This window comes from Methylosinus sp. is20ea, assembly GCF_059718135.1.
In genome coordinates, this window is record NZ_AP046088.1 from 3,718,675 (window position 1) to 3,736,016 (window position 17,342).

The 17,342-nt window shown below is 67.4% G+C and carries 17 protein-coding genes; 9 read left to right on the forward strand and 8 right to left on the reverse strand.

Annotation, left to right across the window (positions count from 1 at the left end; translation table 11 throughout):
* From AC6IY7_RS17325 to mazG, 5 genes are all read left to right on the forward strand, one after another.
* Positions 1-507 carry a hypothetical protein gene (locus AC6IY7_RS17325; protein WP_497780644.1) on the forward strand — a complete coding sequence of 169 codons (507 nt, stop codon included), beginning with the start codon at positions 1-3 and terminating at the stop codon, positions 505-507.
* 15 nt (positions 508-522) lie between these two features.
* The gene (locus AC6IY7_RS17330) at positions 523-1,332 is read left to right on the forward strand and encodes a TatD family hydrolase (RefSeq protein ID WP_497780645.1); all 810 of its coding nucleotides are present in this window, start codon (positions 523-525) and stop codon (positions 1,330-1,332) included.
* Complete coding sequence (locus AC6IY7_RS17335; protein ID WP_497780646.1) at positions 1,329-2,126, forward strand: MBL fold metallo-hydrolase; 798 nt, start codon at positions 1,329-1,331, stop codon at positions 2,124-2,126. Before AC6IY7_RS17330 ends, AC6IY7_RS17335 begins: the two co-directional genes overlap by 4 nt.
* Before the next feature lie 656 nt (positions 2,127-2,782).
* Positions 2,783-3,457 carry a cold-shock protein gene (locus AC6IY7_RS17340; RefSeq protein ID WP_497780647.1) on the forward strand — a complete coding sequence of 225 codons (675 nt, stop codon included), beginning with the start codon at positions 2,783-2,785 and terminating at the stop codon, positions 3,455-3,457.
* Between the two features lie 351 nt (positions 3,458-3,808).
* On the forward strand, positions 3,809-4,627 hold the full coding sequence (mazG, locus tag AC6IY7_RS17345; RefSeq protein WP_497780648.1) for a nucleoside triphosphate pyrophosphohydrolase: 819 nt from the start codon (positions 3,809-3,811) through the stop codon (positions 4,625-4,627).
* Positions 4,628-4,762: 135 nt separating this feature from the next.
* On the opposite strand, the gene AC6IY7_RS17350 is transcribed toward mazG, so the two are convergent.
* The 4 genes from AC6IY7_RS17350 to AC6IY7_RS17365 are packed head-to-tail and all read right to left on the reverse strand — an operon-like array spanning position 4,763 to position 11,541.
* The gene (locus AC6IY7_RS17350) at positions 4,763-6,844 is read right to left on the reverse strand and encodes a hypothetical protein (RefSeq protein WP_497780649.1); all 2,082 of its coding nucleotides are present in this window, start codon (positions 6,842-6,844) and stop codon (positions 4,763-4,765) included.
* Positions 6,841-9,621: a DUF4159 domain-containing protein gene (locus tag AC6IY7_RS17355; RefSeq protein WP_497780650.1), complete on the reverse strand. Its 2,781-nt coding sequence runs from the start codon at positions 9,619-9,621 to the stop codon at positions 6,841-6,843. Before AC6IY7_RS17355 ends, AC6IY7_RS17350 begins: the two co-directional genes overlap by 4 nt.
* Complete coding sequence (locus AC6IY7_RS17360; protein ID WP_497780651.1) at positions 9,621-10,547, reverse strand: DUF58 domain-containing protein; 927 nt, start codon at positions 10,545-10,547, stop codon at positions 9,621-9,623. The genes AC6IY7_RS17355 and AC6IY7_RS17360 overlap by 1 nt, the downstream gene beginning before the upstream one ends.
* A 1-nt stretch (position 10,548) precedes the next feature.
* On the reverse strand, positions 10,549-11,541 hold the full coding sequence (locus AC6IY7_RS17365) for an AAA family ATPase (protein WP_497780652.1): 993 nt from the start codon (positions 11,539-11,541) through the stop codon (positions 10,549-10,551).
* A gap of 372 nt (positions 11,542-11,913) precedes the next feature.
* Between AC6IY7_RS17365 and AC6IY7_RS17370 the strand changes: the two genes are divergently transcribed.
* Positions 11,914-12,174 (forward strand): DUF6111 family protein, encoded by a 261-nt coding sequence (locus AC6IY7_RS17370; RefSeq protein ID WP_497780653.1) that lies wholly within the window; start codon positions 11,914-11,916, stop codon positions 12,172-12,174.
* A 1-nt stretch (position 12,175) separates the two neighbouring features.
* Positions 12,176-13,420 (forward strand): CCA tRNA nucleotidyltransferase, encoded by a 1,245-nt coding sequence (locus tag AC6IY7_RS17375; RefSeq protein ID WP_497780654.1) that lies wholly within the window; start codon positions 12,176-12,178, stop codon positions 13,418-13,420.
* Between the two features lie 169 nt (positions 13,421-13,589).
* Here the strand turns inward: AC6IY7_RS17375 and AC6IY7_RS17380 are convergent, their stop codons facing one another.
* Positions 13,590-13,880, reverse strand: coding sequence for a hypothetical protein (locus AC6IY7_RS17380; protein ID WP_497780655.1), 291 nt, complete (start codon positions 13,878-13,880; stop codon positions 13,590-13,592).
* Positions 13,881-14,063: 183 nt separating this feature from the next.
* Between AC6IY7_RS17380 and AC6IY7_RS17385 the strand changes: the two genes are divergently transcribed.
* Both AC6IY7_RS17385 and AC6IY7_RS17390 read left to right on the forward strand, forming a co-directional pair.
* Positions 14,064-14,318, forward strand: coding sequence for a hypothetical protein (locus AC6IY7_RS17385; protein WP_497780656.1), 255 nt, complete (start codon positions 14,064-14,066; stop codon positions 14,316-14,318).
* Between the two features lie 118 nt (positions 14,319-14,436).
* Positions 14,437-16,119, forward strand: a complete 1,683-nt coding sequence (locus AC6IY7_RS17390) for a cation:proton antiporter domain-containing protein (RefSeq protein WP_497780657.1) — start codon at positions 14,437-14,439, stop codon at positions 16,117-16,119.
* Here the strand turns inward: AC6IY7_RS17390 and AC6IY7_RS17395 are convergent, their stop codons facing one another.
* The 3 genes from AC6IY7_RS17395 to AC6IY7_RS17405 are packed head-to-tail and all read right to left on the reverse strand — an operon-like array spanning position 16,120 to position 17,296.
* Positions 16,120-16,779, reverse strand: a complete 660-nt coding sequence (locus AC6IY7_RS17395; RefSeq protein ID WP_497780658.1) for a M15 family metallopeptidase — start codon at positions 16,777-16,779, stop codon at positions 16,120-16,122.
* Between the two features lie 36 nt (positions 16,780-16,815).
* Complete coding sequence (locus tag AC6IY7_RS17400; protein WP_497780659.1) at positions 16,816-17,043, reverse strand: BrnA antitoxin family protein; 228 nt, start codon at positions 17,041-17,043, stop codon at positions 16,816-16,818.
* Entirely contained in the window at positions 17,024-17,296 is a 273-nt protein-coding gene (locus AC6IY7_RS17405) for a BrnT family toxin (RefSeq protein WP_497780660.1), read from the reverse strand. Before AC6IY7_RS17405 ends, AC6IY7_RS17400 begins: the two co-directional genes overlap by 20 nt.
* Positions 17,297-17,342: the final 46 nt, after the last annotated feature.

Sequence of the window (17,342 nt, forward strand, 5' to 3'; positions counted from 1 at the left end):
ATGCTGCAAGGGAGCCGGCTTCGAGCGGCGGCGGCGATCGCCGCCATCCTCTATGCGGGCGCCCTGCATGCCGAAGGCTGGCGCAGCTATCGCAACGCGCGTTTCGGGACGACGGCCGATGTGCCGAAGGATTGGACCATGCGCGAGGCGCCGGAGAATGACGACGGACGCGTCTTCGCCTCGCCGGACAAAAGGTCGGAAATCATCGTCTATGGCGGTTTTCGGATCTTCCAGAAGGAGCAGGAGCTCGCCGAGCGCCTCGCGCCCGGCGAGGGCGAGACCGTCACCTACAAACGGCAGGGCAAAGACTGGCTCGCGGTCTCCGGGACGAAGGGCGACCGCATCTTCTATCGAAAATCGCTGCTGTCCTGCCACGGAACGATCTGGAACAGTGTGGCGATCGATTATCCCGCGGCCGAGAAGAAGAAATTCGATGCGCTGGTGACGCGAGTCGCGCGTTCGCTCCGCCCGGGACGGGCCGAGGGACTGGTGACCGATTGCCCCTGACGAGGCGAATAGAGAATGCTGATCGACACACATTGCCATCTCGACTTTCCCGATTTCGCTCCGGAGCAGGAGGAGGTCGTCGCCCGCGCTCGGGCCCAGGGCGTCGCGCGTTTCGTCACCATCTCGACCCATGTCGAGAAATTCGACGCGATCCGCGCTATCGCCGAGCGCTATGAGGATGTGTTTTGCACTGTCGGCACGCATCCCAACCACGCGCATGAGGAGCGCGAGGCGAGCGCGGCCGAGCTCGTCGCGCTGGCGCGCCACGAGAAATGTGTCGGCATTGGCGAGGCGGGGCTCGACTATCACTATGACAAGGCCCCACGCGAGCTGGCGCATCGCGTCTTCCGCGCCCATATCGCCGCCGCGCGCGAGAGCGGGCTGCCGCTCGTCATCCACTCGCGCGACGCCGACGCCGATTGCGCCGCCATTTTGCGCGAGGAAATGGGGAAGGGGGCTTTCAAGGCCCTGCTCCATTGCTTCACCAGCTCGCGCGCTCTGGCCGAGACGGCCGTGGAGCTCGGGCTCTACATCTCCTTTTCGGGCGTTGTGACATTCAAAAACTCGGGCGAATTGCGCGAGATCGCCCGCGATGTGCCGCTCGAGCGGCTCTTGGTCGAGACCGACGCGCCCTTCCTCGCCCCCGTCCCGCATCGCGGCAAGCGCAATGAGCCGGCCTATGTCGCCGACACGGCGCGCACGTTGGCCGAGGCCAAAGGCGTCTCCTTCGAGGAGATGGCGGCGCGGACGACGGCCAATGCGCTGGCGCTCTTCTCCAAAATGACGCCGATCGAAGAGAGTCGCGAACGGCGGGCGGCGGAATGAGCCTGACGATCACCATATTGGGCTGCGGCTCCTCGGGCGGCGTGCCGCGCGTCGGCCAAGGCTGGGGCGCCTGTGATCCGACCAATCCGAAGAACCGCCGTCGCCGCTGCTCGATCCTGGCGACGCGGACGGACGGGGCCGCACGAACCAATATGCTGATCGACACATCGCCCGATCTGCGCGAGCAATTGATCGACGCGAAGGTCGACCATCTCGACGCGATTCTCTTCACCCATCCGCACGCCGACCATACCCATGGCGTCGACGATGTGCGCGGCCTCGTCCTGGAGAGCGGCCGGCGGATTCCGGCCTATCTGGACGAGCCGACGGCGAAAATGCTGACCGATCGCTTCGACTATATCTTCAAGACGCCGCCCGGCAGCTATTATCCGCCGCTGCTGGACGAGCATCGCATCCATCTCGGTCGCGAAGTGATGATCGAAGGGCCCGGTGGAGCGATCGAGGCCATGCCGTTCCGGCTCGACCATGGCGATATGGACGCTCTGGGCTTTCGCATCGGCGGCCTGGCCTATACGCCGGACCTCAATTCCGTGCCCCAGGAGAGCTTCCGCCATCTCGAGGGGCTCGACGTCTGGATCATCGACGCTTTGCGCCACAAGCGCCACGGCACGCATCTTTCCGTCGGCGAGGCGCTGGAATGGGTCGCCCATTTCAAGCCGCGCCGCGCGATTCTGACCGATCTGCACGTCGATCTCGATTACGAGACGCTCAAAGCGACGCTGCCGGACAATGTGACGCCGGCCTTCGACGGAATGCGGATCGAGCTGGCCTGAGCCGATCTCTTCATTATCCATGACCGCAGCGGCTCGAACCGCGCCGATTTGGCGCGTGCTAGAATGTTTCCAGCCGAAGTCGCCGCCAGTTCGGCGTTGGAAACGCGGCAGAACAAAAGCCTCGCGGCTGCGCCGACCAGACGCAGCCGCCGAACCGACCGCTTCCACCCCTCCGCGGAATGGATTTTAGGTTCCATAATATCGATTATGCGAATCTCTGGTTTCGTAACCTCCTTGTATTTCCGGTGATTTGCCTTGTCGACACTTTGTCGACGCCCCTCCCTCTCCTCCTGTGTTCCGGGGACAATGAGCGGCGGGCACAGCGACGACAAATGTGTCCGCTGCCGCGCTCGCGCCACTTTTCAGGCCTTCGATCAAGGGGTTCAGTCCGCGTGATTCGTCGCGCGGCGAATAGCGGCCCGTGGTTTTTTCGACTTGGCTGGCAAATTCATCTAGCCAGAACGGGCCGTTTCCTGGTAAAAAGGCGATTGCGCGGGACTATATGGCATTCAACTGGCACACTTACGAACGCACCGGAACCGGCTCTCCGCGAGACGCCGGCGGACGCGCGCGTCGTGGCGCTTTTGCGCCCGGCGAGAGGCCGTGCATGTGGCTATAGCGGTCTTTTGGCGGATGGCGGAGACGAGTACTAAGACATGAGCAGCAAAGGTCGAGACTTCCGGGGACCCAGAAAACGTGGGTTCGACGACGACCCCCCGTACGGCTATGATAGCCCGCGGCCGAGCCGGCCGCCGCGGTCGCCATTCGGCGGAGGTGGTGGATTTTCCGATTCGCCGCCCCCGTCTTCGAACGAGCCCGCGATCGACGCGGTCGTGAAATGGTTCAAGCCCGACAAAGGCTTCGGCTTCGTCGAGCTCGGCAATGGCACGGGCGACGCGTTCCTGCATATCGGCGCGGTTCAGGCGGCTGGCTTCGACGCCTTGCCGCCCGGCGCGAAGCTGAAGGTTCAGGTCGCCAGCTCGGTCAAGGGCCAGCAGGTGTCGCGCGTGCTCGAGGTCGATCTTTCGACCGCGACCGCCGAGCGCCCGCGCAGCAGCAGTGGCGGCGGCAGTGGCGGCTTCGACCGGCCTCCGCGTCGCCAGGCTCCTGATCCGTCGACGGCCGTGCCGGTCTCCGGCAAGGTCAAATGGTTCGACGAGACCAAGGGCTTCGGCTTCGTGCAGTCGAACGACGGCGGCAAGGACGTCTTCGTCCACATCTCGATCCTCGGTCCTTCCGGCGTCAATCATCTCGCCGAAGGTCAGCCCGTGACGATGCAGGTCGTCGACACGGCAAAGGGTCGCGAAGCTCTGTCGATCACGCTCGACTGACGTGCACGCTCGACTGACGCGCTGAAAATGCGAGCCGCAAGTCGCTTCCGACTTGCGGCGACGCGCGCCTGCCGGCAGCGACAATCTCGGCCTCGGATGCGCCTCGACCTTTGATGCGTATTGTCGGGTCCGAGGCGCTGTCGTTTGCAAGGCGTAATTCGGCCCCGGACCCTCGGATCGACTGCGGAGGGCGGTAGACCAAGGGCGCAGTCGAGATCCGGCCCTGATGCTAGAGCAAAGCTCCTCGAATTCCTCGCCTTTTTTCGCGCGCCCCGCTGCGTCAAAACAACGCGCCGCTCGCGCTTTCGACCGTCTGCGCTCGTCGTCCGAGGCCCGGTCCGAGGCGCGTCGATGACGCAGGATCGCGTCGCGCGCCTCCTCGGCATAATGGCGGCCCTGCGCGCGCCCGGGACCGGCTGCCCATGGGACCTCGAGCAGGATTTCGCCAGCATCGCCCCCTATACGCTCGAAGAAGCCTATGAGGTCGTCGATGCGATCGAGCGCGGCGATCTCGGCGATCTCAGAGAGGAGCTCGGCGATCTGCTGCTGCAGGTCGTCTTCCACGCCCGGCTGGCCGAGGAGAGTGGGGCTTTCGCCTTCGCCGACGTCGTCGAAGCGATCTCGGACAAGCTCATCCGCCGCCATCCGCATGTGTTCGGCGACGAGACGGCTGCATCTGCCGCGGACGTCGCCGTTCAATGGGCGACGATCAAGGCGCAGGAAAAGCAGCTCCGCGCCGAGCGGCGCGGCATAGAGGAGACGAAAGGCCTCCTGGACGGGGTTCCGCCCGCCCTGCCCGCTCTGACGCGCGCGGTCAAATTGCAGGAGAAGGCCGGCAAGGTCGGTTTCGACTGGGCCGATGCGCGGCTCGTGCTGGATAAAATTCGCGAGGAGACGCTGGAGGTCGAAGCCGAGCTCGGCGCGGACGGCGCGCCTCACTCACCCGCTGTCGCCGAGGAGATCGGCGATCTTCTCTTCGCGGTCGCCAATCTCGCCCGCCATGTCGGCGCTGATCCCGAGCAGGCGCTACGCGGCGCCAACGCCAAATTCGAGCGGCGCTTCGGCTTCATCGAGCGCGCGCTCGCGGAAAAGGGAACGAGCCCGAAGGAGTCGACGCTCGACGAGATGGAAGCGCTGTGGCAGGCGGCGAAAGCCGCCGAGCGCGCCTGAGCCGAGCTAGAGCGCTTTCCGATCGAACGGAATCGTTCGATCGATCAGAATTCGCTCCAACGAAAGAAAGCTAGATCTCCTTGTTCGGTCGTGTTTTCTTCACGCGAACCGGTTCCCACTTCGCTCGAAAACACTCTAGCGCCGCCCCTCCCAACCCCAAGCCAGCACGATCGCTCCGAGCAGCGCCGCAAGGCCCCACAGGCCGATCGCCAGCGGCGCGATCTCGACGCCCTTCAGCGCGCTCGCGCCGGTGCGTTTCACGCCAATGTAATCGGCGCCGCCGAACACCGACGCCTCGCGCATCTCGACGATGCGCGGCAGGGTGATCGCGCCACTCGCGTCCTTCGACAAACGTCGCACCGTCCCGCCTGTCGCCTCGCTGAGCGGACGCAGCTTCTCCGTGGTCGAGACCACCTCGCGAAACTCGCGCGGATTTTCCGGGCCGACATTGACCAGCGCCGTCAGCTCGCCGCTCTGGAAGCGATAGAGCCCCATCTCCTTCGCCGCATGATGCGCGCGCGAGAGCCCCGGCTCGGCGGGCGCGAGCGCGATCGGCGATGTCGCGCCGGAGGGCGTCGTCATCGTCACCGGCGCGGCGTCCTCCTTCAGGCTCTGGCGCTCGATCGCTATGTCGTGGCCATGGGCGCTCGCGCGCAGCGCCTCCTCCTCGAGATCGGGCTCCTTCATCAGCCAATGGGCGAGACGGCGCATCAGATCGACATGCGGGCCGCCGCCCTCATAGCCGCGCGCCCATAGCCACATTTGATCGGTGAGCAGAGCCGCCACGCGCCCCTTGCCCTCGCGTGAGAGCACGAGCAGCGGCTTGTCATTGGCGCCGGTGAGGATGGAATTGCCCTTCACCACTTCGGTGTCGACCTGGCGAAACCATTCGCCCCAGGCGGGCGGGTCGCTCTTCGAGCCCTCGAGCCCGCGCGTGACGGGATGCTTCTCGCCCTCTTTGCTCACCTTCGCGCGAAAGGCGCGCTCATAGAGCGAGCCGTCCGGCCGCGCCGGGATGATGCTCTCGAGCGGCGAGTAATAGAGCCCCTGCACAGTGGCGAAATCCGGCCCCGTCGCGACCAGGAAGGCGCCGCCATTGTCGACGTAACGCAGGATATTGTCGAAATAGACCGAAGGCAGGATCGTCTGGCTCGAATAGCGGTCGAAGACGATGAGGTCGAATTCGTTGATCTTGCGGCCGAAGAGATCCGCCGTCGGAAAGGCGATCAGCGACAGCTCGTGCGGCGGCGTGCCGTCGAGCTTCTCCGGCGGCCGCAGAATGGTGAAATGCACGAGATCGACATTGGCGTCGGAGCGCAGAAGATTGCGCCAGCTGCGCTCGCCCGGATGCGGCTCGCCGGAAACGAGCAGAACTCTCAGCTTGTCGCGCACGCCCTCTATGGTGACGACGGCCTTGTTGTTGACCGCGGTCAGTTCGCCCGGCAGCGTCGGGACTTCGAGCTCGACGACATTGGAGCCGCCATGCTCCACGCGCACGGGAATTTCGACGATCTCGCCGGCGCGCGCGATTATGGGCGCGAGCGCTTGTCCGTCGCGGCGCGTCTCTATGACGACCGGCTCGGTCCCGCCGACATTGCTGTCGACGACGCGCGCGCGAATGGTCTGGTCTTTGCCGACAATGCCGAAGCGCGGCGCCTCGACGAGCTCGAGTCGGCGGTCGCGCTCGCCCGCGTGGCCAGTGACCAGCACATGCAGCGGCGCCTTGAAGCCGAGCGCGGCGGCGTTCGCTGGAATGTCGTGAACGATTCCGTCCGTCACCATTATCGCGGCGCCGATGCGCTCGCGCGGGACGTCCTTCAGCGCTTCGTCGAGCGCCTGGAACAATTTCGTTCCGTCCGACTCGCCGCCGGAACGCGCGGCGTCGATGAAGCGCGGCTCTATGTCGCCGAGCTTTTGCAGCGCCGGCTCCAGCGCCGCTCGCGCGGCATCGGTCTGCGCCATGCGCTCGCCGAAGCTCTGGCTCTCGCTGCGGTCGAGCACGATCGGCACGATCGTCTGCAGAGGCTCGCGCCGCTCGCGCAGCAGCGAAGGGTCGGTGAGCGCCAGCAGAACAAGCGCCAAAGTCGCGAGGCGCAGAGGCGCGCCGCGGCCGCCGGCGCGCAGCGACAGCAGCGCGACGACCAATCCCGCGACGGCGAGCGCGGCGAGCGCCGGCCAGGGCAGCAATGGCGTGAATGTGAAGGAAAGCTCGCTCATTGGCCGAGCCGCTCCAAAAGATCGCGGACATGGACCTGATCGGATTTGTAATTGCCGGTCAGCGTGTACATCACGAGATTGACGCCGCCGCGGATGGCGAGCTCGCGCTGGCGCGCGCCGCCCGGCGTCAGCGTGTAGAGCGGCTGGCCGCTGCGGTCGGCCGCCCAGGCGCCGGCGAGATCATTGGAGGTGATGACGACAGAAGAGACGCTGTCGGTCGCGCGCACCGGCCGCGCCGGATCGTCCTTGCTCTCTGGCGGCAGCGCCTCGACCCAGGTCTTGCCGTTGATCGTGCGGCCAAAGAAGCCATCGATCAGATAGAAGGTCTTGGTGATGACGTGATCGCGCGGCGCGACCTCGAGCGGGGGAATGTCGAGATTGCGCGTCAGATCGCGCAGCCATTGCGTCTCGGGAGTCGGCGGTCCGCCCTCATGCGCGGTGAGCGCGTCGCGCGTGTCGAAGACGATGGTGCCACCCTGTTTGAGATAGACGCCGATCTTGGCGATCGCCTGCGTCGTGGGCAGCGGCGCGGCGCCCACGATCGGCCAATAGAGCATGGGATAGAAGGCTAATTCGTCGCGCGTGGGATCGACGCCGACGGGCGCGCCGGGCGCGAAAGAGGTGCGCTGGTTCAGCGCGCGCGACAAGGCCTCGAGGCCGAGCTTGCTGGTCTCGTCGACGCGCGCGTCGCCGGAGAGGACATAGGCGAGCCGCGTCGTCAGCGCCGCCTCACGGTCGCGCGCCGAGGCGGCGGAGGGCGCGTCCTTGGCGCGCGCGCCCTCGGGCGTTCCGCCGAGAACAGCCAGAGCGCAGAGCGCGCCGATCGCAATCGGCGCGACGCGGCGCAAGGCGCCGGACATGACGAGCAGGATCAGCCAGTCGGCGAGCAAAGCGAGGAAGACGAGCGCCAGCAGCCAAGGGCGCAGATCGATCGGCGCGCCGGCGTGCAACGCCGAGACCGAAAGCCCCTGCCCGGCAAAATCGAAGCTGCGCAATTCATCGCCGGGACGCAGAGGCTGCACGGCGACGGGCGCATCGGCGACGCCATAGAAGCCCGGCGGATGATCGCGATTGGCGCCGCCGTCATAATCGCCGGCGATCGGCCGGGCGGAGGGCGGCGGCGCGCCCATGCGGCCGCGCCCGTCCAGAGTGACGAGCGGCGCCAGCGCCGGCGCGTCGCTGTGGGCGCCATCTTCGGCGCGGCGCGCGGCGGCCTCGCCGCTCTCGGCGGCGATCCGATGCAGCATGTCGATGAAGAGGCCGGAGATCGGAAGGTTCGACCAGGCGGCGTCGGCGCTCACATGGAATAGCACGATGAGCCCCTTGCCACGCCGCTCGGCGGTGACGAGCGGCGTGCCGTCGGTGAGCGCCGCCCAGGTCTTGGCCGGCAGGCCGGGCTCGGGCTCGGCGAGCACTTGCCGCGTCACTGTCACCTCGTCGGGAACCGCGAGGCCATAGAAGGGGCTCGAGGGATCGAATGGCGCGAGCTTCTTCGGCGTGTCCCAGGACATGGCGCCGCCGAGCACGCGGCCGTTGCGTCGCAGCCGCACCGGAGTGAGATCGTCGCCGCCATTGGCGAGGCGCGCCCCGGCGAAACGCAGCAGCACGCCGCCCTCCTCCACGAAACGGATCAGCGCCTCATGCGCGCCCTGCGGCAGCACGCCGATATCGGCGAGCGCGACGATATTGGGCTGCTCGGCGATGAGACCCGGCAGCGGATCGGCGGCGCCGGGGCGCGGCTCGCGCACCTCGGCGAAAGGCGCGAAGGCCTTTTGCAGATAATATTGCGGCTCCAGCAGAGGCTGCGCGAGATCGGCGCTCGCGCCGCTCAGCACGGCGACGCGGCGCACTTTGGAGCGCCCGTCGAGCAGCGCTACGGCGCCGGCCGAGGCCTCGCCGTCGATGCGCAGGAGCGCCGCTTCATTGCGCAATTCGATCGGCAGATCGAAACGCGCTTTGGCTTTTTGCCCGGCGCCGAAATCGAAGCGCGTCTGCGCCAGCACGCGGCCCTGCTGGTCATAGGCGGAGACCGATCCGGCGGCCGCCGCCTCGAGGGATGCGCGCGCAATGTCCACCTCGAGGCCGCCCGCCGTGTTCTGCGGCGATGAAAGCGCGCGCGGCGCATGATCGCTGGCGAGAATCCGAATTTCCGCGCCGCCGGCGGCGGCGGTCTGCAGAGCCTTCGCGAAACCGGGCGCCCCGCCCTGCTCCAGCCCGTCGGCGATCCAGATCACGCGCGCGCGGGGATGCGCGGCGGCGAATTCGCCGAGCCGCGCGGTCGCGGCGGCGCGGTCTACGACATAGGGCTGCGGCGCGAGCGCGCGCAGGCGCTCGTCGATCTTGCCGCCGTCCTCGAGCGCGGGCGCGGCCTCGGCGTCCGACATGGGCAGGACCGCGATCGTCGCGCCGGAGCGCGCCGCATCGGCGGCGATGGCGCGCGCCGCCTCGAGGCGGGCGTCGAAATCCGGCGCCGCGGGCCAGCCGTCGTCGATGGCGATCAACAGCGGCGCGCCGGAGAAGGAGGCCGTCGCCGCCGGCGTGACGGCCGGGCCGGCCATCGCCAGCACGGCGAGGCCGGCGAGCGCGAGGCGCAGCGCCAAGAGCCACCAGGGCGTGCGCGCGGGCGTCTCCTCGCGGCGCAGCAGATCGAAGAGCAGGCGGATCGGCGGAAACACCACTTCCCGCGGGCGCGGCGGCGTCACCCGCAGCAGGAAATAGATGGCGGGTAGAGCGAGGAGCCCGAAAAGCGCGAGCGGCGCCGCGAAAGTCAGTCCCATCAGGCGCGCTCCGATCGGCAAGCGAGCGCGAAGCTCAGCGAGAGGGCCGCCTCCGCCGCCGGGCGGTCGGTGCGGTGGATTTGGAAGGAGAAGCCGACGTCGGCGGCGGCCTTGGCGATCTCGTCCCTATGCCGCGCGAGACGTTCGGCATAGGCGTCGCGCCAGGTCTGCGCGCGGCCGGCGCGCAGCTGCGCGCGGCTGTCGGTGTCGAGGAAGATCGTCTCGCCTTCGAACGGAAACGTCTCCTCGACCGGATCGGCGATCATCAGCAGCGCGCCCGCCGCGCCATTGGCCGCGAGCGTTCCGAGGCGCTCGGCGAGCGCCTGCGGAGCGCAGAGGAAATCGGAGACGAGCAGCGCCTTGGCGCCGCCGGGCAGAGCGACGGCCTCGGGCAATTCGCCGCGCGCCGCCGCGCCGGCGGCGAGCAGCGCCTGCGCCAGCCGCTCGATGATGTCGCGCGTCGACATGGGATGGGTGAGGCCGAGCAGACCAATCCTCTCGCCGCCGCGCATGAGGACGTCGGCGAGCGCGAGGCCGAGCGTCAGCGCACGGTCGAGCTTTGGCTCGAGCGCCAGCGAGGAGACGAAAGCCATGGAAGGCGAGCAGTCCATCCACAGAAAATAGGAATGGGCGGCCTCCCATTCCCGCTCGCGCACGAAGAGGCGGTCGTCGCGCGCGGAACGGCGCCAGTCGATGCGATGCGCCGCCTCCCCCGCGCCGAAAGGCCGGAACTGCCAGAAATTCTCGCCCATGCCCGCCCGCCTGCGGCCATGCGCGCCATGGACGACGGTCGCCGCCACTTCCCGCGCGCGGATGACGATATCCGGCAGGCGGCTCGCGAGCTCGGCGGCGTCTATGCGCCGCGCGCTGGCGGCGAGCCGTTCGGATGGGTCGAGGGCGTTTGTGGAAACCGCGGGTCCCGCCACCTCAGCCGATCCTCGCGACGAGCTTGTCGACGAGGCCGGCGATGGTCTTGCCCTGCGCGCGCGCGGCGAAGGTCAGCGCCATGCGGTGACGCAGCGCCGGCGCGGCGAGCGCCGCCACATCGTCGAGCGAAGGCGAGAGCCGCCCCGATAGCAGCGCGCGGGCGCGGGTCGCGAGCATCAAGGACTGCGCCGCGCGCGGGCCCGGACCCCAGGAGACATGGGGCGCGATCTCCGCGTCGCCCTCGCCCGGCCGCGCCGAGCGCACGAGATCGAGAATGGCGTCGACGACCTTATCGCCCACCGGCAATTGCCGCACCAGCCGCTGTGCGGCGATGAGATCCTCGGCCGAGAGCGTCTTGCGCGCCTCCACGATGCGATCGCCGGTCGTCTCCAGCAATATGCGCCGCTCGCTGGCGCGGTCTGGATAGTCGACGTCGATCTGGAGAAGGAAACGGTCGAGCTGCGCCTCGGGCAGAGGATAGGTTCCCTCCTGCTCCAGCGGATTTTGCGTCGCCAGAACATGGAAAGGACGCGGCAGATCATGGCGCTCGCCGGCGACGCTCACATGATATTCCTGCATCGCCTGCAGCAGCGCCGATTGCGTGCGCGGCGAGGCGCGATTGATCTCGTCGGCCATCAGCAATTGCGCGAAGATCGGGCCTTTGACGAAGCGGAACACGCGCTTTTTGTCGGCGGTCTCCTCGAGCACTTCCGAGCCGAGAATATCGGCCGGCAGCAAATCCGGCGTGAATTGGACGCGGCGCTCGTCGAGTCCGAGCACTCTCCCCAATGTCTCTACGAGCTTGGTCTTGGCGAGGCCCGGCACGCCGACGAGCAGGCCATGACCGCCGGCGAGCAGCGTGACGAGCGCCTGCTCGACCGCCTCCTCCTGGCCGAAGATCACGGTCGAGACGGCGGCGCGGGCGCGGCCGATCTGCTCTAGGACGCGCTCGGCGGCGGCGACGGGAGCGTTCGCCAAATCTTGCTCGGTCATAGACTGTCCTTCGATCGGCGACGCCGGCCGCGTCGCAGTTTCCCCCTAGGATAAGCCGGAAAGGACGCTTGTCGACGTTAAAGAATGATTAATTTCAGCCGGCTCGGACAAGGCCCCGCCGAAGTCCCGCGCGGGGGCGGCGGGGCTAGAGATGGGTTCGCCGGCAAACATGGCTTTTTGAGGCTCGCGACCGACGGGCCTCTCGCTCAGAGCGAATATCTCGAGGACAATGAGACGCCGACGCCGATCCGGCGAGCAGGGGGCGCCTCGTGCTATTATTTGCGCAGGCTCGGCGCGGCGATTCCCAGCATCATCGTCATTCGCGCGAGCCCATTCGCCGGCTCCGGCCGCCGATCCTTCGCGAGGCGTCTCATGTGGCGGGTCATCGTTCAACCGGCGTTGCTGTTCGTCACGCCCTTTGTCGTCTATGCGCTCTATCTGCTGACGCGTCGGCGCTGGCCTTTCGTGTCGGCGCTGTGGACGCGCGGCGTGGTCTCGTCGCTGACGATCGTGGGCCTCGCTACGGCGGTCGCCGGATTCATCTTCCTCGCGCTGCTGTCGCCGCGCAACGAGGGGACCTATGTGCCGGCGCATATAGAGGACGGCCGGCTCGCGCCCGGCCGATTTCAGTAAATTGCCAATCCGTCTGCTCGATAATCCGAAGATCATCCGCCTGCTCGCGGCTCTGCGCGCCACTGGCGGCGAGACGCGCATCGTCGGCGGCGCCGTGCGCGACTCCCTGCTCGGCCGCGCGCCGCATGAGATCGACCTCGCCACCACCGCTCTGCCCGAGGCCGTGACACGCGCCGCCGAGGCGGCCGGCCTCAAGAGCGTGCCGACGGGGATCGATCACGGCACGATCACCGTGGTCGTCGAAGGCACGCCCTTCGAGGTGACGACGCTGCGCGAGGATGTCGAGACCTTCGGCCGCCACGCCAAAGTGCGCTTCGGCGACGATTTCGAGAAGGATGCGCTACGGCGCGACTTCACCATCAATGCGCTGTCGCTCTCGCAGGACGGCAAGCTCCATGATTATGCGGGCGGGCTCGAAGATCTCGAGGCGCGTCACGTGCGCTTCATCGGCGATCCGGCGACGCGCATCGCCGAGGATCATTTGCGCGTGCTGCGCTTCTTCCGTTTTCACGCCGCTTTCGGCGAGGGTCCACTGGACGCCGCCGGGCTTCATGCGGCGATCATCGCGCGCGCGAGCTTGGCCAAGCTCTCCGGCGAGCGCATCCGCGCCGAGACGCTGAAGCTCCTCGCCGTGCGCCGGGCGGTGGAGGTCGCGCGCGAAATCTCGCAGGCGGGCGTGCTGGAGGTCGTTGTCGGCGCGACCTTTCCGGCGCGGCTCGAGCGGCTCGCCGCGATCGAGGCGGCGCTCTCCCATGGCGTCGATCCGCTATTGCGCCTCGGCGCGCTCTGCGTTCTCGCGCCCGAGGACGCCGACCGGCTGCGCGAGAGGCTGCGGCTCTCCAACGCCGAGCATCGCCGCCTCGCCCATGCGGCGCGCATTCTCGAGGGGTTGCACGGCGCGCAATCGCCGCCGCCCGAGCTGGAGCTGACGCGGCTTCTCTTCGAGGAGGGCCGCGACGGCGCGCGCGACGCGCTGGCGCTCGCCCATGCGGAGAGCCGCGCCGCGGTGGACGCGGCCTTCTGGCTGCGCGCGGCGCGCTATCTCGCCGAGGCGCCGGCGCCGGATTTTCCGGTCAAAGCCGCCGATCTCATGGCGCGCGGGCTCTCGCCGGGCCGTGCGCTGGGCGCGATGCTGAAGGAATTGCAGGCGAAATGGATCAGAGCCGGCTTTCCGCGCGATCCGGCGACGGTCACGCGGCTCGTCGAGGAGGCGACGCGCGACGCTCTGCGCCCGCCCTTCCCCTAGAGCGCGTTCCGATCGAACGGAGTCGTTCGATCGATCAGAATTCGCTCCAACGAAAGAAAGCCAGAGCGTCATCCGATCCAATAGGATCGGATGACGCTCTGGAGTCTTTTGTTTCGACGCGTTTCCAACGCCGAACCGGCGCGCACTTCGGCTGGAAACGCTCTGACATTCACAAAAGGCTCCGCCCGAACATCAGCACGGCCGCGAACAGGCAGAGCATGGAGAGGACGAACAGAAAATCGGCGATCAGCTCGTAATTGACGGGCGAGCGCAGCTGCAGCAAGGACGCGAAGGAAAAGAGGCACGCGGCGACGAAGCCGACCGCCGAGACCATGGCGACCTCGTCCAGCAGCGTGCTGTCGCTCGCTCCGCTGATCTTGAGGCCGGTGATCAGCACGAAGCAGATGCCGAGCAGGCTGGAAGCCGCGTTTAAAATATGCGGCTGGCGATTTTGCGACATATTTCCTTATCTTGCGCCGTCAGAACGGCTCGGCGAGGAATCTGGGGCGCAGCCTCGCCCCGACCAGGGCGCCCCGACGAGCCTTCGCGTGGAGGCGAAAAATCCTCGGCGTGTCTTTGCGTACGGCTTTTCTTTTCGGCGACGGGCGCGCTATCATTCGCGCATCGACCGCAGGAGTGGCGTATGGGCGTCGAGACGAGACAGCCGAGGGACGTGGCGCGTCGGCTCGCCGATCGCGCCCGCACGATCAAAAGCGCGCGCAGCGACGGCTGGCGCCGCGAGACCTTCACGCTGGAGCGCGGCGAGGCCCGCGCCAAGGCGCGCGAATGGTTCGACCTCTATCCCAAGGCCGCCTATATGACCGAGATCGAGTTCTGGCGCGAGCTCGAGGACGGCCGCATCGAATTCATCATCCGCCGCCTGCCCAGCGCCGATTGACCGCCTCGGGCCGTCTTCCGCCTCGAGCTGTCTTCCGACTCGGGGCCGTCTTTCGACTCGGGGCCGTCTTGGCGCTCGAATTGCTCTATTCGACCGTCTGACGCTCCCGGGAGGATAGATGCATCACGGCGTCGATCTGCTGACGACCCTCGCCGCCGCGCTCGGCCTCGCGCTCGTGATGGGGCTCATCGCCGCCAAGCTGCGGCTCTCCCCGCTCGTCGGCTATTTATTCGCGGGCGTATTGATCGGGCCGGCGACGCCGGGCTTCGTCGCCGATGTCGCGCTCGCCGACCAGCTCGCCGAGATCGGAATCATTCTGCTGATGTTCGGCGTCGGCCTGCATCTCTCGCTCGAGGACCTTTTATCCGTCCGCCGCATCGCCGCGCCGGGAGCCGTGGTGCAAATGGCGATCGCCACGGCGCTCGGCGTCGGCGTCGCCACTTATTGGGGCTGGCATTTCGGCGCGGCGCTTATCTTCGGCCTCTCGCTCTCCTGCGCCAGCACTGTGGTGCTGCTGCGTGCGCTGGAGGAGCGCGGCGAAATGGACACGATCAACGGCCGCATCGCCGTCGGCTGGCTCGTCGTCGAGGATCTGGCGACCGTGCTGCTGCTGGTCCTGCTGCCGCCCGCGGCGGGCCTGCTCGGCGCCGGCGATCCGGACGCCGCATCCGGCGAGGTGAACATTTGGCCGATCGTCGGAATGACGCTCGCCAAAGTGGCGGCCTTCGTCATTCTGATGCTCGTGGTCGGACGGCGGCTGTTCCCGCGTCTCTTGTTCTGGGTGGCGGGCGTCGGCTCTCGCGAATTATTCACGCTCTGCGTCGTCGCCACCGCGCTTTGTGTCGCCTATGGCTCCGCCAAGCTGTTCGACGTCTCCTTCGCGCTGGGCGCCTTTTTCGCCGGCATGATGATGCGCGAGTCGGAGTTCAGCCATCGCGCCGCCGATGAATCCCTGCCGCTGCGCGACGCTTTTTCCGTTTTGTTCTTCGTCTCGGTCGGCATGGCCTTGGATCCGCGCGCCTTCATCGACGAGCCTTGGCGCGTGCTCGCCGTCGTCGGCATAGTGATGGTCGGCAAGACGCTGGCCGCGGTCGCCCTCACCCTCGCGCTGCGTTATCCACTGGATACGGCGCTCACCGTCGGCGCGAGCCTCGCCCAGATCGGTGAATTCTCCTTCATTTTGGCCGGCCTCGGCGTCGGGCTCGGGCTTCTGTCCCCGGACGGGCGCAATCTGATCCTGGCCGGCGCGCTCGTCTCCATCGCGCTCAACTCTCTCGTCTTCGTCGCGATCGAGCCGATCCGCGCGCGGCTCGGCCAACGGGCGCGCGCGCTGGATCCGCTGGCCGAGCTGCCGCCGAGCGTCGACGATTCCCGCTTGAGCGGTCAGGTGGTGCTCGTCGGCTATGGCCGCGTGGGACGCAAGATCGGCGAAAAGCTGCTCGAATGGCGCGTTCCCTTCGTGGTGATCGAGCAGAATCGCGAGCTGGTGGAGGCGCTGCGGGCGCGCGATATCGCCGCCGTCTGCGGAGACGCCTCCGAGCCCGCTTCGCTGGTCCAGGCCCATATTGCGCGCGCCAGCGAGCTGATCGTCGCGACGACGCCCGACAGCTGCGATCTGCAGAGAATGGTGACGGCCGCAAGGCGCGCCAATCCCGCCGTGGGCGTGGCCCTGCGCGCGCGCGACGAGACAGAGGCCGAGCTGCTCGAGCAAGAGAAGATCGGCCGCGTCTTCGCGCCGGAGACCGAGCTCTCGCTCGGCATGCTGGGCTATTTGTTCGAGCGCTTCGGCAAGGACGTCTGATTACTCGATCTCGACGTCGAAGCTCGGCGCCTCGCTCGCGCCGGTGAAGGCGAAATGCCACCATTCGGTCGGCAGATTGTGGAAGCCATGGCGGCGCATCAGCGTCTCGAGGCGGCGCCGATGCTCCTGTGCCTCGGCGCTCACATCCTTATTTGCCGTCCAGGAGCGCTTGTCGAAAAAGTCGAAGGGCGTGCCGAAATCCCAGCCGAGCACGCCGAGATCGACGGCGAGGCCGGTGGAATGCGACGACTTTTCGGCAATGTAGCCGCGCTTGAACAGATCGCGCTTGGTCTCATGCGGATAATATTGCGCCTTCATGCTCTCGTCGGGGCTTTTCGCCCAATCGATGAAGGCGGCGACGGCGCGGCGCGGCCGATAGCAATCATAGAGGATGAGCTCGAAGCCTTGGTGCTTCGCTTCCGCCTGCACGGCAATGAGCGCCTTGGCGGCATCCTCGCGCAGCCAGCACTGCGCGGCCTTGTAGCCGGGCACGGGGCGGCCGGTGAAATTGTCGGAGCCCGCATAGCGCATGTCCTGCACAATCTGCGGCGCGAGCTCGGCGAGCCGCACGAAGCCGGGCGGAAGCGCGGCAGCGGCCGCCGTGCAGGCGACGCAGGCGCTGGCGGCGGCAAGCATGTCGCGGGTGGTTTTGGAGGTCATGGGGCGGGCCCGGCGGCGTTCGGAGATTTCGTGGCGTCAGCGCCGCGCGAGCCATTCGCGCAGCGCTTCATTGATGCGCGACTGCCATCCGGCGCCGCCGGCGCGGAAGGCTTCGATGATATCGGCATCGAGACGGATCGTCGTCGATATTTTGGTCAGCTCGGCCGGCGGCCGACCGCGCCGCAGCTTCGCATGGTCGAATTTCTCGCGCCATTGCGGGGCCGATAGGTCCGGAGCGTCGTCCTCATCGGAGTCTGTCGCCATAGGCTGCTTGCTCCCGCTCATTGCATTTCCTCAGGCTGATGACGCGCAGCGCTCCGCCGCGCGGCGTCCAGACCAGCGCAACCATGCGTTCGTCGAGAAAACCGATGGTGATGGAGCGCGGCTCACCATAGTCGCGCCGATCGTCCTCGACGGTCAAAGTCGCGCCTTCGAATATTTCGCCCGCGCGCTCCATATCGAGCCCGCGCTCGTCGAGCGTGCGTCGGCGCTTTTCGGGATCGAACTCGACCTTCATGCTTGCTACGCTATCCGCAGGCGGCTTTCAACAATATTGTAGTAAC

Coding starts and splice junctions, on each gene's coding strand:
- mazG (WP_497780648.1), top strand. CDS start 3,809: ATGACGCAGGATCGCGTCGCGCGCCTCCTCGGCATAATGGCGGCCCTG.
- AC6IY7_RS17390 (WP_497780657.1), top strand. CDS start 14,437: ATGCATCACGGCGTCGATCTGCTGACGACCCTCGCCGCCGCGCTCGGC.
- AC6IY7_RS17365 (WP_497780652.1), bottom strand. CDS start 11,541: ATGACCGAGCAAGATTTGGCGAACGCTCCCGTCGCCGCCGCCGAGCGC.
- AC6IY7_RS17400 (WP_497780659.1), bottom strand. CDS start 17,043: ATGGCGACAGACTCCGATGAGGACGACGCTCCGGACCTATCGGCCCCG.
- AC6IY7_RS17385 (WP_497780656.1), top strand. CDS start 14,064: ATGGGCGTCGAGACGAGACAGCCGAGGGACGTGGCGCGTCGGCTCGCC.
- AC6IY7_RS17340 (WP_497780647.1), top strand. CDS start 2,783: ATGAGCAGCAAAGGTCGAGACTTCCGGGGACCCAGAAAACGTGGGTTC.
- AC6IY7_RS17355 (WP_497780650.1), bottom strand. CDS start 9,621: ATGGGACTGACTTTCGCGGCGCCGCTCGCGCTTTTCGGGCTCCTCGCT.
- AC6IY7_RS17325 (WP_497780644.1), top strand. CDS start 1: ATGCTGCAAGGGAGCCGGCTTCGAGCGGCGGCGGCGATCGCCGCCATC.
- AC6IY7_RS17405 (WP_497780660.1), bottom strand. CDS start 17,296: ATGAAGGTCGAGTTCGATCCCGAAAAGCGCCGACGCACGCTCGACGAG.
- AC6IY7_RS17380 (WP_497780655.1), bottom strand. CDS start 13,880: ATGTCGCAAAATCGCCAGCCGCATATTTTAAACGCGGCTTCCAGCCTG.
- AC6IY7_RS17395 (WP_497780658.1), bottom strand. CDS start 16,779: ATGACCTCCAAAACCACCCGCGACATGCTTGCCGCCGCCAGCGCCTGC.
- AC6IY7_RS17330 (WP_497780645.1), top strand. CDS start 523: ATGCTGATCGACACACATTGCCATCTCGACTTTCCCGATTTCGCTCCG.
- AC6IY7_RS17335 (WP_497780646.1), top strand. CDS start 1,329: ATGAGCCTGACGATCACCATATTGGGCTGCGGCTCCTCGGGCGGCGTG.
- AC6IY7_RS17350 (WP_497780649.1), bottom strand. CDS start 6,844: ATGAGCGAGCTTTCCTTCACATTCACGCCATTGCTGCCCTGGCCGGCG.
- AC6IY7_RS17370 (WP_497780653.1), top strand. CDS start 11,914: ATGTGGCGGGTCATCGTTCAACCGGCGTTGCTGTTCGTCACGCCCTTT.